The organism is Psychrobacter sp. P11G3 (assembly GCF_001435845.1).
In the GTDB taxonomy this organism is placed as follows: domain Bacteria; phylum Pseudomonadota; class Gammaproteobacteria; order Pseudomonadales; family Moraxellaceae; genus Psychrobacter.
The window spans coordinates 328,621-345,640 of the sequence record NZ_CM003596.1 but is presented as its reverse complement, the minus strand read 5'-3'; the positions used below and the strand labels follow the sequence as shown (position 1 = coordinate 345,640).

Here is a 17,020-nt window from a genome sequence, read left to right as displayed (position 1 = left end):
CTATCGAGGTGCACATATTAAGGGGTAAAGGCGATTGTGTCAACACCTATTTTCGATTAATTTCAAATAATCGCTAATTTTTTTAAAATTACGTCAATTTCGCCAAAATAGTGACAGCCAGACCCTTTATCCATCAGTCATTCACGCTGTCATTGATAATGATATTAAGCTTTGTCCAAATGTGGCAGTACTTCACCGTTAAGTGTACCTGTCAAAACATCAAACGGCATTAACCATAAATGGGCATCAGCTGATTCATTGTTTTTAATATCATCGCTACTGTCACTGTCATTACTACCATAATGAGTTTGCTGCTTGAGCGCTACTGGTTGCCTATCACTACCTAGCACCGGATAAACCAACCAGACCTGCCCCGCCAAGTAAGCTTGTGCATAGCTGGTCAATTGATAAGCGTCGCTCGCACTAATCGCAGCAGCATGCGGTAAGTACTTCCACTTAATATCGATGACATGACTATAGCGACCTTTAGTCTTGTCTTTGGTTTTAGTTTGACTAGCTGCTATATCGTTCTGATTTTGACAATCATTAGAAACGGTTTCAAATATCAGCAAATCAGGCCGTATAGATAAACACGCTAGTCCTTCAGCATCGTTTAGCCAGACACTTTGGGTTTGGTAAAGAGGACGGTAATTGCTACTAATCTGCTGAAACATCGTTGCGATACGCTGACTTGCCCATTGCTCAAAAGCTTGATTCATATCAATCAATAAACACAATCTTAGCTGAGAGCTATTTTGTCTGCTTGGATCAATACCGTTACCTGTCGCAGCTGTCGTCTGTTTCAATAACCAGTATGCCAAGTCTACTAACTGCTGCGAGGTGTGCAATTTTTGCTTTTGGAGTGGCTGAACGTCTAGCTGACGCTTTGCTTGAGTATATGTTACCGCTATCTGCTGCATTTCGCGGTTGTTGAGCGTAGACACCTGCTGCCATGGCTGCAACAATTTTGAAGAAATAAACTGGGGCAATAAAGGCATCAAGTAAACCAATGCTCTCTTAATCAGCCGATTGGCCAACATGTCGTGACTTAATACGCTACTTTCACAGATGAACTTATGCGGTTGCATACTATTATGACGCAGTTGCTCTTTGATGAGCAGTCGACCTTGCAGTGATGCCTGATTTTCAATCTGAGCCTGATAATGCTTGGTGGGTTGATAATCCATTAAACGCTGCAAAAACTGCTCAATCAGCCAGTCTGATATAGGCAATACTTTTAAGGGTAAAGGAGTGGACTGGGAACTAAACTGACCGAAGTTTTTCGTAATGGGTAGCTTACGATTGTTATGCGCATCAAGATGTATCAAATCCGATAGCATACCCTGTACCCAATGACGAGTCTGTACGATATCGCTAGGCTGAGTAGACTGATTGAGCTTTGGCAATATCTCAAGCGTCATGCCACTAGGCAGGAGAATAATCCCAACGTAGTGCTCAACCTTAAGCTGCCATTGGCCTTGCTTACGCTTGATAGTAAATGCTGCAAACTCTTGCGCTATTAGCCAATCGAAATCAGATGCTTGCAAAAAATCATGCACGGTCAAACGTTGATGCTCAAACACGGTAATAACATTCATAGTAGCGACACTACTATTAGGGATACGAGTCTGGCGACTGCTTACCCTAATAGCGTGCTCTTTGGCGTAATATGGATTATTCGTTATCACTGAACAGTCATCCTGCTAGTACAAACGCTGATAGATAGCAGCATGACTAAACTCACCATCCCTAGCGATCAGATCGGCATTGATAGTATAGCTATTCATACTCATAGACTGACCAAGAAAAGAACCCTGCCCTGCAAACATTTGGTGTTCAGCGGAAGCATTGTTTTGGTTGCCCATCGGATTATACAAGTCGTCATTCATCAACGCTTGACTGTCCTGTACAAACTGCTTGCTCGTCGGTTGCTGCTCATCTCTAAAGATATACTGCAACACCGTAATTTGGCCACCAGCTGCTTGAGCCAATTGAGGAATAATTTGTTCAACGAGAGCTGTTTGTAATTGCTCTAACTGAGTGACGGCAAACAAAAACGCATGCCCCAACTGCGCTTCTACTCCCAGCGTCTGCATGATACGTCTATTCAAGCCTGTTAGTAATTTACTCAAATCTATCGTATCTGCTTCTAAACCGTCAGACAGTCCAGTGTCGGTGTCATTGCTGGCTCGAATTGTCGATAGTAAATTAGGCTGCGGCGGACAGTCAATAAAGCGAAAACGTCGGCGTAATGCCATATCAAGTGGTGCTAAAGAATGGTCTTGGGTATTCATAGTGGCATAAATATCGACATTGGCAGGAACACTAAAAGCACGCCCAGAATACGCCAAACTCACTGTCATCGCATTCGGCTTGCCCGCTCGTTTATCAGGCTCTATCAAACTGAGAAGCTCACCAAACACTCGTGACACGTTAGCACGGTTAATCTCATCAATCAGCATTGCGTAACGCTGATGAGGGTCACGAGCTGCGCGTTGACATAGCTTCAGGAATGCTCCATCTTGCACCGCGTAACTCATTTGATTTTGATTAGAATGGCTGTTATTTGCTTGAGCGGCACCCTTCATGACAGGGCGTATACCTTCTACAAACTCTTCATAACCGTAGGCTTGATGGAAGCTCACCATACTAAAGCGTTGCTGAGCAATGTTTTGATTTTGATGGGCTTGGTCGTCACGCTGTGCCTGCTGAAACTCTGCTAATTGCTGCGATAAATTTTCTAGTAGCACCATACTCTCTGGCAATAAATACCATGATCCACTATTGTCTTTATCAAAATAAGCTTGGCTAGCACGGTTATCAAAACTGACTGTTTGAGAGTTCGTAGGACTATGTCTGCGTAGCTCTAACCAAGCTGTACTATCCAAATTTTTATCACGTGAGTTCTGAGCAGCTTTGGTCATAAAAAAAGGATGATCAGTAATTTCTCGTACCTTTAACAAATCCTGCTGTTCAGCACGTAAATCTAAAAACACCAGACACAATACTTCGCGCCAGCTTAGACCTTGCAGCAGCTGTGCTAATAAGTCTTCATTTTCAGTCTTGGGTAGATAGTCGGTATATTGCTTCGCGATTTGCAGCAATCTATAGGTTTTACCTGTACCAGCAACGCCCGTATAAATAATATTGGTCGGTTCATGAGTAGACATATCAGGCATAACGTTATCCAGCGGCATTGAAAACAGGTTTAAAATAGACATGCTAACATTTTGTCATTATAACGTGGCTGTCTGTTGGCATGGTAACTATAGTCAACCTTCTATAAATTGGATACGGTGTCAGTCTCGCTTAGTCTACTATTTGTAGTACTTCCACTCAGGCATCCTTTGTCCAAATGACGCTGATAGATAAGATGACTAGGCTACTTTAAGTGGCGATCTAAACTGATGACATAACCTAGCAACATAGCCACGCTACTATTGTTTTGTAAGCGCAGCAGTTCATGCTAATAATAGTAGGAAGGCAATGGTTGATGTACCATAGTATTTGTAGCGACTTTCATTATCTATATTTGTGTCGCTATCATAAAAAGCCATGCTAAGAATGTCATTCAACTCATTTACGTTAAGGAATTTTGTATGTCAGGATTATTAAAAAAACTACCCGCCAAGTTGACCAATAAACTGCCAGCCAAAGTATCTGACAGCACAAAACCTTCAGTTGAGAAGCCTAGCAGCACGCTAAAACCAATTAGCAATCAATTTACCAAACTGTTATCAGTCACCAAATATCTGCCTGCTGGAGCACGCTCAAGCATTTTATCCAAAGCTTTTGGCAAGGTCGTCCCATATGTCGGCACGACTGGCATTTATTATGAGACGGTAGAACCAAACCAAGTTGTCGTTAGTTTAAACAACAATAAAGCCGTCCAAAACCATATCGGCTCTATCCATGCAGTCGCCATCACGTTACTGGCAGAGACAGCAACGGGTTTTATTTTGGGTTTAAACTTGCCATCTGATCGTATCCTACTGATTAAATCTTACTCGGTAAATTTCCATCGTCCAATCAAAAAAGGTCAAATTGCTGCTATTGCAAGCTTGTCTGATGAACAGCGTTTGGATATCCTAAACACACCAAAAGGTGAGATGATTATTCCTTGTGTCATCAAAGATCGTGAATCTGATAGTGACCGCGATCCAATTGTGGTTGAGATGACGTGGGCATGGATACCAAAAGCGGAGCTAGAGGCACGCCGCCAAGGTAAAGCGTCTGAAAAAGTCGCAGAAGATGACACTGAAAACGAGGCACCAATCGAAGAAAGCGATGCATCATCTACTCAAAATAATAGTGATGACAAGTAGTCAATAAAAATTGATAATAAACCCAATGAGGAAACAGTATGTCCAAAGTTAGTACTTGCCTATCTACGCTAGCGCTAGCCACTATGTGCTCATTGGGTTTTGTTCATAGCGCTAATGCCAATACAACGACAGCTGTCAGCGTTGCTAAGTCTGCTCCTACTTTTTTGGGCGATGGCGGTACTTATCCTTTTTCAGAGGCTGTACGCGTAGGCAATACATTATATATGTCGGGACAAATTGGCTTTAAAGATGGCAAACTGGTCAAAGGTGGTATCAAAGCTGAAACCAAGCAAGTGCTCGATAACATCCATAGCACGCTATTAAAATACGGCTACCGTAAGTCTGACATCGTTAAATGTATGGTCATGCTGACTGATATGGATGACTTTGATGACTTCAATAAGGTCTACAAGGCTGAGATGATAAAGCCTTATCCTGTGCGCTCAGCTTTTGGCGTATCAGAACTGGCTGCTGGAGCAAGCGTTGAGATTGAGTGTATGGCTGCAAAATAATAGCGGCTAAAAACTCTAAAGCTTCAAAATTAGAAAAATATTAAAACAACTGGCTATTTACGCCAGTTGTTTTTTTGTCTGCTAGGCCAATATCCAGTCTGCAAGATCCAGTTCGCAAATTTATACCAGTATCGTGTCATCCGTTAATGCACTCTCTTTCGTCACTCGTAGCACTTCTTCCAATGTCGTACGCCCTTCTATGACCTTACGCAAACCATCTGCACGTATCGATGGGGTCTGCTGGCGCGCATATTCTTCTAGCTCATACTCAGCCGTATTGCTATGAATCATACGGCGCAATGTATCGTCGATTGGCACGACCTCATATATAGCGGTACGTCCTTTAAACCCTGACTGATTACATTTATCGCAGCCAACTGGCTTGGGTAGGCGAATTGACTCATTTACTATATCTTTGGTATCACTTTTCAGCATTGACCCAATACCAATTTCGGTAAATAGTTTGGCTTGCTCAGTATCAGCAGCCTGCCAGCTTTGACAATGTGAACATAAGGTACGCACCAAACGCTGCGCTACTACGCCAATAAGCGACGACGACAACAGAAACGGCTCAACACCCATGTCCTGTAAGCGAGTAACCGCGCCAATAGCAGTGTTGGTATGCAGCGTCGATAGTACCAAATGCCCTGTCAAAGAGGCCTGTACGGCAATCTCAGCTGTCTCTAAATCACGAATTTCACCAACCATCACCACATCGGGATCTTGACGGAGCATTGCACGCAAGCTTTTAGCAAATGTCATGTCTACTTTATTATTAACCTGCGTCTGTCCGATACCATCAAGCTGAAACTCAATCGGATCTTCAGCAGTCAAGATATTGCGAGTTTGATCATTTAAATCGGTCAATGCAGAATATAGCGTCGTGGTTTTACCCGATCCAGTCGGCCCTGTCACCAAAATAATGCCATGCGGACGATGAATTAAGCGCTTTAGCTCAGTATAGTCATTATCAGACAACCCCAAATACGTCATATTCAAACGACCAGCTTGCTTGTCTAATAGACGCATCACCACACGCTCACCAAAGCTCGATGGTAAGGTCGATACACGCACATCGACTTCTCGCCCTGCCAGTCTTAAACTGATACGACCATCTTGCGGCACTCGCTTTTCAGCAATATCTAACCTAGCCATCACTTTAATACGCGAAACTAACAATGGAGCTAGTTGACGTTTTGGTGTGATGATTTCTTTTAGCTCACCATCGACTCGGAAACGGACGACCAAACGCTTTTCAAAGGTCTCAATATGAATGTCTGAGGCGCTTAAACGGATGGCTTCGGACAATAATGCGTTTATCAAACGAATGATAGGCGCGTCGTCTTGTTGATCCATCAAGTCTTCAGTTTCAGGGACGCTATCTGCCAAGCTATCGAGATCAGGATGGTCCTCAAGTCCAGCAGCAATATGCTGAGATTCTCCTGTATTACCAGCATAAGCGGCGTTCATACGTTTTTCAAAATCATCCGTGCTGACACTTTCGTAAGTGGGTACACCGCGAATGCCTTGCTGCTGTAAAAACCGTACCGCTTCATTGATCGCTGATAACGGAGTAGCTTTGGTGAGTACCAATGTCGGCGGTAATTCAGGATCTATCGCAAGTATGGCCAAAATCTGATGGCGTTTCGCAAAGCTGTATGGCAACTGCATCATAAAGACGGCCCGATAAGTGAAGAAAAGATAAGAAGTACGCACGCCAAGACATGATGGATGCCTTGTCCTTAACAGTTCGAATCAAAAAAGACTGCCAGTAAGGTTGCATGAGTTTGTTATAATAGCATTTTGTTTTAGACGGGTATTATTTTATGTGACTGGCGCTTTATATATCTCGCCTAGCACATATTATTACTATCAGAGTTAGCATATCATGCCTTTTTTTGCTGACAGCTTGCCATTGTCTATTACACCTTTTAGATTGCTTAGATTACCCATCATATTTTGTCTGTCCCCTTCTCCCGCTCGATATTAGGATTTTCCGTTATGTCAGAGAACGTTAGCACTACTCATCCAACACCACTTTTACAAGATACCTTTACTGTCGGTAGCCGTACCTTTTCTTCGCGTCTGCTGGTTGGTACTGGCAAGTATAAAGACATGACAGAGACTGGAGAAGCTATTGCCGCTTCAGCAGCCGAAATCGTGACCGTCGCCATTCGCCGTGTCAATATTGGACAAAATAGTGATGAGCCTAACTTATTAGATGTGATTTCACCTGATAAATATACGATATTACCGAATACTGCTGGCTGCTTTGACGCCGAAACAGCCATTCGCACTTGTAAGCTTGCTCGCGAGTTATTGGGTGGGCATAACTTGGTTAAGCTTGAGGTATTGGGTGATGAGAAAACCTTATATCCAAACGTTATGGAAACTTTGAAAGCCGCAAAAGTATTGATCGATGATGGTTTTGAAGTGATGGTTTATACGTCAGACGACCCTATCGTCGCACAAGAATTAGAAAGCATGGGCTGTGTCGCTATTATGCCACTTGGCAGCTTGATTGGGTCTGGGCTTGGTCTACTTAATCGTCATACACTTAGCTTAATAATCGAAAATGCCAAAGTACCCGTATTGGTTGACGCTGGTGTCGGTACTGCGTCTGATGCTGCACTTGCAATGGAGCTTGGCTGTGATGGCGTACTGATGAACTCAGCCATTGCCAATGCGCAAAATCCAGTAATGATGGCACATGCAATGAAACATGCTATATGGGCAGGTCGCGCTGCGTTTTTGGCAGGTCGTATGCCAATGCGTAAGATGGCTACTGCTAGCTCACCACAAACTGGGTATTTCTTTCAATAAATTAAAGTATAAATGACATATCATAATAGAGCGTGTTGAGTATTTACGTATAGCGCTGTCAGTGCTATGGTTGATTGCTTAACACGCTCTATAAAATAATAAAAAATGTTATTTGATTGAAAATCTACTTATTATAATTTTCACATAACACTTATCGTCATAAAAGGATTTATTATGCGACTTCTCACAGCAGTCGACCAGTTGTTTCTACTTCTTGAGTCGCGTAAACAGCCCATGCACGTTGGTGGACTGTTTGTATTTGAATTACCAGACAATGCGGATAGCGATTTTGTCTATCAATTGGTAAAACAAATGCAAGAGTCTGATGTGCCGCCCAGCTTTCCTTTTAATCAAGTACTTGAGCATCTAGCCTTTTGGAAAAAAGACAAAGATTTTGATGTCGAGCATCATCTGCATCATGTTGCGCTACCAAGTCCTGGACGCGTACGTGAACTATTGATGTACGTCTCAAGAGAACATGGACGTTTATTAGATCGTGCCATGCCTTTGTGGGAATGTCATGTTATCGAAGGTATCCAGCCAGAAGTCGAAGGTGGACCTGAACGTTTTGCATGGTATTTTAAGATTCATCACTCTTTGGTTGATGGCATCGCAGCGATGCGTTTGGTTCAAAAGTCCTTATCACAATCGCCAACCGAACCAGTTACCCTTCCTGTCTGGTCGTTGATGGCGCGCCATCGTAACCAAGTAAACGCTATCTTGCCTGCCGAACGATCTATCAGGGGCATCATAAAAGAGCAGATATCTACCATCAAACCTGTATTTACAGAACTGCTAGATAATGTGAAAAACTACGGTGATGAAGGGTACGTCGGTACTTTTGACGCACCGATGAGTATCCTGAATAAACGTATATCAGCTTCACGACGTATAGCCGCACAGTCTTATGATATAAAACGGTTTAACGATATCGCCGAAAGGCTCAAAATTAGTAGAAACGATGTGGTACTGGCGGTCTGTGCAGGTGCTATTCGTCGTTATCTAATCTCAATGGATGCGCTACCGAACAAACCGTTGATTGCCTTTGTACCGATGTCACTGCGTACAGATAACAGTATCTCGGGCAACCAGCTGTCATTTGTATTGGCAAACTTGGGTACGCATTTGGACAATCCACTGCGCAGAATAGAGCTTATCCATCGTAGTATGAATCATGGCAAACGTCGCTTTCGCCGCATGAACCAAGCGCAGGTCATTAACTACAGTATCGTCTCATACGCGTGGCAAGGCATTAATTTGGCGACAGGACTGTTTCCTAGAAAGCAGGCATTTAACCTAATTATTTCTAACGTACCTGGCTCTGAAAAACCACTGTACTGGAATGGTGCTCGTTTGCAATCATTGTACCCCGCTTCTATCGTCTTTAATGGTCAAGCGATGAATATCACCTTAGCCAGTTATCTAGATAAGATTGAGTTTGGTATCACCGCTTGTAGCAAGGCGTTACCGCGTGTACAAGATATGCTGATGCTGATAGAAGAAGAGTTGCAGCTGCTAGAAACTACCAGTAAAGAATTAGCATTCAAAGGTATTACCGTCGAAGATAAAGCAGGCAATAAAGGTAACGATAAAACAAAAAAGCTGGCTCCATAACGGAACCAGCTTTTTTCATTCATATTTAATCTAGATATTAACTATATCTAGGCGCTAAACGTTAATACCAACGAGGTTAACGTTTAGATTGCGTCACCCCAGATTGGTACAACTGTTTGCATCAATGGCTTGAGCAATTTCACATTACAAGCGAAGATAGAGCCTGATGTCATAGAGTTGTGCGCGCCAGTATGATCAACCACCACACCGCGTGCTTCAGTTACGATAAGCTCGCCTGCAGCGATGTCCCAAGGCTTGATAGACATCTCAAAATAACCGTCGAAACGACCAGCAGCAACATAGCACAAGTCAAGCGCAGCTGAACCCATACGACGTACCTGACCACCTGCTTCAGATATCTTCTGTAAGCTCTCAAAGTGCTGTTTAGCATAAGAGATAACTTCGCCATTGCGCTTACGTTCAAGTGGATGACCGGTCGTAAAGAAACCACCATCAATGGTTTTGCGTTCGCTCACTTGCATACGGCGATTGTTCAAACGCGCGCCTTTACCGCGGCTCGCTGAGAACATCTCATCACGAACAGGATCATAGACCACACCATGTTGGGTGACACCTTTATGCTGTACAGCGATAGATACGCAGAACTGCGGTACACCGTGGACAAAGTTCTTAGTGCCATCTAGTGGATCGATAATCCAGCACCAGTCAGCATCTTCGCCGCGACCTTCTTGCATACCGAACTCTTCACCCAAAAATGAATGATTAGGATAGCTGGCTTTTAGCGTCTCAATAGTGAGCTCTTCGCTAAAGCGATCAATGCGGGTAACCAGACCATCAAGTCCTTTAGACTCGATATCTAACTCGATTTTGTGGCGGTTTTGATGCGCATATAAAATCTCTTTACCAACTTTTTCAGCAGTACGCGCTGCGATGACGACCATGGGTTCCATAAATAACCTATTTGCTTGATGAATGAATATAAAAAATAAGACTAACTTTGTGCCCACAACATGCCAAACAGCCGCCGCATCACACCACATCTATGCGATTAAAAACGTGTCTCTTATAAACGAAAACTTATAAAAGACACCCGCATTATACTAAAATTGTTCGATAAAAACGAAAAAACCGTTACGCTGACCAAGCCAGTACTTTGGCGATCATCTAAACTGCGCAAGTTGTAAAAAAGTTAGCACCTACGGCTAGCAGGTGTTTGCTCTGTTTAAAGAGCTTATATCAGTTTTAATTCATGCCTTTTTAGCGCATTAATTTTTTAAAATAATATTGTAACGCTTACGATAAAAATATTTTAAGCTGTTTAGTCACGCCCTCGACATCTAGACCACAGTCAGCTAACTGCTCTGCTTGGGAGCCATGAGCAATAAAACGATCAGGAATACCGATATTAGCAATAGCTGGACGACTTTGCTTAAAGGCAGCCGATTCATTGAGTAAATATTCATTCACTGCACTACCCGCGCCGCCCATAATCATGTGCTCTTCTAGGGTTGCTATATGAGTGACCCCTTGCGCTAATAACGTTTCGAGCATTGCTGTATCTAGCGGTTTTACCCAGCGCATATTGACCACCTGTATCTGGCAATCTAACGCTGCATCGTTATTTGTTAGAGTTTCTGCGGCTTGCTGAGCAGTCGCGACCATCGTACCAAAGGCCAATAGTGCCAATTTGTAAGGTGCATCAGCTTTACCTAATACTGACTCAACAACTGATTTGCCAACTTTATAAGTTTGGGCTGGTTGCTTAATATCAGCACCTGTGCCTGTACCACGCGGATAGCGTACCGCCGTACAGCCTGGATACTCATAGCAAGTATTGAGCAAATGGTAGCATTCGTTCTCATCTTTTGGCGCTGCAATCACCATATTAGGTACACAACGTAAAAATCCAAAATCAAACACGCCAGCATGCGTGGCACCGTCTTCACCGACTAAACCCGCTCGATCTATGGCAAACATTACATCGAGATTCTGTAAAGCCACGTCATGAATCAGCTGATCATATCCACGCTGTAAGAACGTTGAATAAATCGCGACAATAGGTTTGACGCCTTGAGTTGCCATCCCAGCTGCTAGCGTGACAGCATGTTGCTCAGCAATGGCCACATCAAAAAAACGCTCTGGGAAATGACGAGCAAAGTCCGTCATCCCTGAGCCTTCTTCCATGGCAGGGGTGACAGCTAGTAGCTTGTCGTCTTCATCTGCTTTATCACATAAGAACTGGCCAAACACTTGCGAATATTTTAACGCTGGCTTTGTACTTGGTTGTTTTTTTAGCTGCTCTATAGAATCAGCTTTAGACGCTTCATGGTCTTTATGATTTTCGACTGGCAATTTACTGATTGCGTGATAGCCCACTGGGTCTAATTCTGCTGGTGCAAACCCTTTACCCTTAGTCGTATAGATATGTACCAATACTGGGCCTTTTACTTGCTTCGCCAGTGACAATACGCGCAGTAGCTCAGGGATATTATGCCCATCAAAAGGACCAAAATAAGTAAAACCAATCGCTTTGAATAAGTTATCTTCTAACTGTGGCACATCGCGCATCTCTTTATGACGCTTGCGGCGATCGAACGCCTGCATATCAGGACGGCGGCAGAGTACTGGCTCACCTGACTCAGAGATATCAACTTGATAACCTGACTCCCAAAGCATGGCTAAATGTCGTGAAAATCCACCAATAGAGCATGATATCGACATATCATTATCGTTTAGGATGACTAACAAATCAGCATCTTGCTGTACTGCGTCATTCATGGCCTCAAATGCCATACCACCTGTCATCGCACCATCGCCGATGATGCAAGCAACCGTTTGCTCGCGGCCTTGATAACGCAGTGCGAGGCTCATACCCAGACCAGCTGAAATAGAGGTCGATGAATGCCCAACGCCAAATGTATCGTAGACAGACTCTGCACGCTCAGGAAATGCTGTCAGACCATCTTTAGATCTGATAGTGCCTAGCTGCTCACGGCGACCGGTCAGTACTTTATGAGCATAGGCTTGATGACCCACGTCCCAGACGATTTGGTCTTGCGGCGTCTCTAACAAATAATGCAATACTATGGTCAGCTCAACCACGCCCAAATTGGCACCAAAATGCCCACCGCTCTGACCAGCTGAATATAATAGAAAAAGGCGCAATTCATCAGCCAGCGTAATAAGCTTGGCAGCCGAAAGCGTGCTGAGGTCAGTGGGTGTATCAATTGCATCAAGCAATGGCGTATGAGGACGCACACGTGGAATCACAGTATAGGTCTGCTGTAAGCTCGATAGCTGAGCAGCAGAATCCAGCACTGATGTAGATAGGGACTGAGACTTTGGAGAATGAGGTGACTGCTGCATAAACCGTACGATACCTACCAATCTGCTGACAAGACGTGTCTTTAAAATATAGCGGTGACTATAATCAAAAGACGTCAATAATACCTACATCATTATTGATGTAATCGACCATATAATTATTCATGCAACTTTCGTATTTGTATAGCTGCGCTACTTACGACAGTAGACACGCTAGCACAATAGACTGCGCGTCAATACCAACGTTTTGATATCAAAATATTGATGCTTTCATACTATTGACAACTGAGGGGTGACATTATGCCCTATTATTTTGCATCAATAGCGGATGTTAGTGACGACATAGTAATGTAAGGGTAAAGACTTGTCACTGTATCCGTCAAAATAGTATGGCATAATAGCATTTTTTTTTAATTGTCGCTTTAATCATCGTGCGTCGTCTGTGAACTTTGTGTGTTTTTATAAAAAATACAATGAGCACGCTGTCTTTATGAACAGGTTATACTGGTATCATCTTAATTGTAGCAGTAAAGTTGAGGTGACATGCTCATCTCAACTAATAGTTATTTCGAAAACAGTAGTTATCTCGAACAGTAACCGGCTCTAACAGCGTTCATCTCGAACAGCAATAACATACTTTTCACCGCCACGACTTTAGGCTTATGTAGGACAGCAATGTCATATCAATTTATCACTAGTGCCAAATTACCCACTCGTCACGGCGAGTTTGATATTCATATCTTTGAAAATAGCGAAGGTCAAGAGCATGTCATGCTGACCGTTGGTCTAGCTGTGGTCGATCAACAGACAGATGTCATGGCTAGCCAACTCTCAGACGACATGATATTAAACCAGAAGAACGAATCTATAGCAAAGCAAGTGCCGCTCATTCGCATTCATTCTGAATGTCTGACAGGCGACGCGTTTAGCTCATTGAAATGCGACTGTGGTCCGCAGCTCAATACTGCCATGCAAGCCATCCAAGAGTCAGGTTGCGGTGCGATTTTGTATTTGCGTCAAGAAGGTCGCGGTATTGGTTTGACCAATAAGATTCGTGCGTACGCCCTCCAAGATCAAGGGCATGATACGTTGGATGCCAATCTCATGTTAGGCTTGCCTGCCGATGCGCGTATCTATGATATGTGTGGTCCGATGCTTGCCCATGTCGGTGTTGACGCTGTCAGGCTCATTACCAACAATCCAAACAAAGTCGCTTATCTGACTGAGCATGGTATTGATGTTATTGAACGGGTGCCATTGTTGGTCGGTGTCAATGATATGAATGCTGAATATCTAGCAACCAAACGTGATCGCATGGGCCACTTGTTTGATAAAAACATTAATCTTGATATAGACGCTTCTCCCGATACAGACCTTAATACCGCCATACACCTGAATAAATAGATATCTTATGAGTATTACAAATACAAATAACGAAACAGACTTATCAACGGTGGCGTCCGTGACGACGCCAACCAATAACGACATCATGCGAGTACGCGAATTTTTGGTTGATTTACAGGCACGTATCTGTGAATCGCTAGAAGCACAAGAGCGTGACGGCAGCACTAATGACAACGAGTATGCGACCTTTGTTCCTGATGACTGGGAACGTCCTGAAGGCGGCGGCGGTCGGTCGTGCGTATTGGCAGATGGCGAGGTCATCGAAAAAGCGGGCGTCATGTTTAGCCATATTCATGTACATAACCTCCCCGCCTCTGCGACCGCGCGTCACCCTAATATCGCTGGACGCAAAGCTCAAGCAATGGGCGTCTCACTGGTTGTCCATCCCAAAAATCCAAACGTACCTACGAGCCATGCCAATGTGCGTTTATTCGTAGCAGAAGCCGAAGGCGAAGCTCCTATCTGGTGGTTTGGCGGTGGCTTTGATTTGACGCCATTCTATCCAGTACTCGCTGACTGCGTACACTGGCATCAAGTTTGTCATGATCTATGTGCGCCTTTTGGAGACAATATTTACGCTGATTTTAAACAGTGGTGTGATGAGTATTTCCATCTGCGCCATCGTGATGAGCAGCGCGGTATTGGTGGTCTGTTTTATGATGACGTCAGTACTGAGAGTCGCGGCTGGGACTTTGAGACCTGTTTTAACTTTATGAAAGCAGTGGGCAACGGTTATATTGACGGCATCATGCCGATTTTTGAACAACGTAAAAATACGCCTTATACTGAAGCGCAGCGCGAGTTTCAGCTCTATCGCCGTGGCCGCTACGTCGAATACAATCTGGTCTATGATCGTGGCACGCTATTTGGACTACAGAGCAACGGACGTATCGAATCCATCTTAGTCAGTATGCCGCCGCTTGCCAGCTGGCATTATCGTTTTGAGCCTGCTGAAGGAACGCCAGAATTTGAGTTGACCGATTATTATTTAAAACCGCGTGATTGGTTAGCACTGTAGTTTTCGTAAATATAACGGCATTCATATTTTTGGGAAATATTAAAAAGGTCAGCTACTATCGCTGGCCTTTTTTATTGTCAGTACCATTCAAAAGAGCTCTTCTCACGTTGTTATCGTACGGAAATATGTTGTGTAGCTACCATAAAATCACTGCAATCCATTATAAGCAAACATAAGCACACACAACCAAGTTAAGGTATGCTTATTGAAAATATTACGAGGATATAACAACTATATAATTCCCAACGCGCAGATAACCGTTACAATAGAAGACGTTCTTTATCAGCAACTGTGCTCAAAAGAATTTTAGGCAGTATTTTGTATAACTATATTTTAAGTCAAAGCGAGCGTTTTTAATCGCGCTTACTATTAGCCAAGTTTAAAGGAGTAAGTCATATGGCACAGGTTCATACCAACAAATCTTTCAAGTCTCTGTTTAGCGTTACCTTGATGGCGGCTGCACTAGGTCTAACGGCCTGTAGCACTTCAACAGGATCTAACCCTGACGTACAAGCGCGTCAAGACACCATGAAAAACTGGGGCGATGCAATGGGCGTCATGGGTGATATGGCAAAAGCACCTGATACATTTGATGCCGATGTATTTAAAGAGCAAGCGGCGTTCTTGGCAGAAGATGCCGCCAAGCCTTGGAGTCATTTTGAAGACCCAGAAGCGGTAGGCAATGCTACCGAAGCGGTTTGGTCTAATGCTGATGGCTTCAGTGCTGAAGCTGAAAACTTTCAAAAGGTCACTGCTGAGCTAAATGCTGCTGCTCAAAACGCTACTAGCATGGACGATGTTAAACCTGCCTTTGGACAAGTTGGTGCAAGCTGTAAATCATGCCATACCGACTTTAGAGCAAAAGACGAATAAAGCTTTGTATTTATAGCAAGTAGATACGTATAAAAAAACCGCCATATCAATTGATGTGGCGGTTTTTTAGTTTTCTAAATAATGTGGAAATCAAAGTTTCGAAACTAATTAAATATTTCACCGAGCGCGCTACTCTGACACTGTTCTATTCACGTCCACAATGTCTTGCTGCTCGTTCATTTTATTGACTATCGCATTCACTGAAGGATCACTCAAATCGATTGTACGTATTGGGAAGGGAATGTTTACGCCCGCTGCATCCAATGAGTTTTTGATACCTACAATTACTTGATGAATCGAGGCAACCTTATTGGCTTGCGTACCATCTTCGATGAACCAGCGTACCATTAGATCAATGGACGAACCGCCGAAACCAGTGGCAATTACGCTTGGTGTTGCTTTCTTCGAAACGCTTTCTATCTTATCTAGTGCTTTTATAATCTCAGCTTTGGCAGCTTCGATATCATCTTCATAACCAATACCAACTGCGACTTGCAGACGACGCTGCTTGTAAGCGGTATTGACGGTCAATGCTGAAGTATAAAGATCTGAGTTTGGAATCACCACTTGCCGACCATCATAAGTCCTGATGGTAGTTGCACGGATTTTAATATCTTCGACTGTTCCTTCATAGTCGCCTGAAACAATCTGATCACCGATACGAAACGGCTCTGAAATTAGCAGCAAGATACCAGAGAGCAAGTTTTGAAAGATATCTTTAAAAGCAAAACCGATAGCCACAGAACCAATACCTAGTGCGCCGATTAGCTTAGCTGGTGTAAATCCTGGAATAGCAACAACCATGGCGATCATAAAGCCAATAAACAGAATAAGTGCCCCACCTATCCGCTGAAACACCTTCACCAAATTTTGATGACGCACGCGCGCGCCTAAGGTTTTATGCACTACTTTTTTGAAAATAATCGACAATAGCCAAAAAATCCCCAACACAATGAGCGCCGCCACAAAATATGGAATGCGCTCAATAAAGCCACTTGCCAAGTCTTGCGTGGTATAGACCACTTGTTGATAGATGGTCACACCATCGGTTAGAGTATTCGATATGCGACTCACGTCGGGGGTGGGCATAAAGGGTTGCTCCTATTGCTGTCTTAGCGCGTGTTTAAGGGGATAAACAAATGAAAATCTCACTGCTTCTTTGCCAG

At 43.5% G+C, this 17,020-nt stretch carries 13 protein-coding genes; 7 read left to right on the top strand and 6 right to left on the bottom strand.

The annotated features are described in order from the left end of the window. Positions 1–164: 164 nt before the first annotated feature. Complete coding sequence (locus AK824_RS01455; RefSeq protein ID WP_227511183.1) at positions 165–1,688, bottom strand: McrC family protein; 1,524 nt, start codon at positions 1,686–1,688, stop codon at positions 165–167. A 15-nt stretch (positions 1,689–1,703) separates the two neighbouring features. Then, a complete protein-coding gene (locus tag AK824_RS01450) occupies positions 1,704–3,221 on the bottom strand; it encodes an McrB family protein (protein ID WP_227511182.1) in 1,518 nt (505 codons plus the stop codon). A gap of 378 nt (positions 3,222–3,599) precedes the next feature. On the opposite strand from AK824_RS01450, the gene AK824_RS01445 reads away from it, so the two are divergent. Continuing rightward, a complete protein-coding gene (locus tag AK824_RS01445; RefSeq protein WP_057758184.1) occupies positions 3,600–4,325 on the top strand; it encodes a DUF4442 domain-containing protein in 726 nt (241 codons plus the stop codon). Positions 4,326–4,363: 38 nt separating this feature from the next. Beyond that, the gene (locus AK824_RS01440; protein WP_057758182.1) at positions 4,364–4,837 is read left to right on the top strand and encodes a RidA family protein; all 474 of its coding nucleotides are present in this window, start codon (positions 4,364–4,366) and stop codon (positions 4,835–4,837) included. Between the two features lie 120 nt (positions 4,838–4,957). On the opposite strand, the gene gspE is transcribed toward AK824_RS01440, so the two are convergent. Then, complete coding sequence (gene gspE, locus AK824_RS01435; RefSeq protein ID WP_057758180.1) at positions 4,958–6,511, bottom strand: type II secretion system ATPase GspE; 1,554 nt, start codon at positions 6,509–6,511, stop codon at positions 4,958–4,960. A gap of 327 nt (positions 6,512–6,838) precedes the next feature. On the opposite strand from gspE, the gene AK824_RS01430 reads away from it, so the two are divergent. Together AK824_RS01430 and AK824_RS01425 are read left to right on the top strand one after the other, a co-directional pair. Next, on the top strand, positions 6,839–7,660 hold the full coding sequence (locus AK824_RS01430) for a thiazole synthase (protein ID WP_057758178.1): 822 nt from the start codon (positions 6,839–6,841) through the stop codon (positions 7,658–7,660). 174 nt (positions 7,661–7,834) lie between these two features. Then, positions 7,835–9,274: a WS/DGAT/MGAT family O-acyltransferase gene (locus AK824_RS01425; RefSeq protein WP_057758176.1), complete on the top strand. Its 1,440-nt coding sequence runs from the start codon at positions 7,835–7,837 to the stop codon at positions 9,272–9,274. Positions 9,275–9,357: 83 nt separating this feature from the next. Here the strand turns inward: AK824_RS01425 and AK824_RS01420 are convergent, their stop codons facing one another. Both AK824_RS01420 and dxs read right to left on the bottom strand, forming a co-directional pair. Then, the gene (locus AK824_RS01420; RefSeq protein ID WP_057758174.1) at positions 9,358–10,185 is read right to left on the bottom strand and encodes an inositol monophosphatase family protein; all 828 of its coding nucleotides are present in this window, start codon (positions 10,183–10,185) and stop codon (positions 9,358–9,360) included. A 343-nt stretch (positions 10,186–10,528) separates the two neighbouring features. Further along, positions 10,529–12,601 (bottom strand): 1-deoxy-D-xylulose-5-phosphate synthase, encoded by a 2,073-nt coding sequence (gene dxs / locus AK824_RS01415; RefSeq protein ID WP_057758172.1) that lies wholly within the window; start codon positions 12,599–12,601, stop codon positions 10,529–10,531. 633 nt (positions 12,602–13,234) lie between these two features. Between dxs and ribA the strand changes: the two genes are divergently transcribed. From ribA to AK824_RS01400, 3 genes are all read left to right on the top strand, one after another. Then, entirely contained in the window at positions 13,235–13,963 is a 729-nt protein-coding gene (gene ribA / locus AK824_RS01410; protein ID WP_057758171.1) for a GTP cyclohydrolase II, read from the top strand. Positions 13,964–13,970: 7 nt separating this feature from the next. Continuing rightward, entirely contained in the window at positions 13,971–14,981 is a 1,011-nt protein-coding gene (hemF, locus tag AK824_RS01405; RefSeq protein ID WP_057758169.1) for an oxygen-dependent coproporphyrinogen oxidase, read from the top strand. A 396-nt stretch (positions 14,982–15,377) separates the two neighbouring features. Next, complete coding sequence (locus AK824_RS01400; protein ID WP_057758167.1) at positions 15,378–15,854, top strand: c-type cytochrome; 477 nt, start codon at positions 15,378–15,380, stop codon at positions 15,852–15,854. A gap of 129 nt (positions 15,855–15,983) precedes the next feature. Here AK824_RS01400 and AK824_RS01395 read toward each other — a convergent pair whose 3' ends face one another. Beyond that, on the bottom strand, positions 15,984–16,943 hold the full coding sequence (locus tag AK824_RS01395; protein ID WP_057758165.1) for a mechanosensitive ion channel family protein: 960 nt from the start codon (positions 16,941–16,943) through the stop codon (positions 15,984–15,986). Between the last annotated feature and the right edge of the window lie 77 nt (positions 16,944–17,020).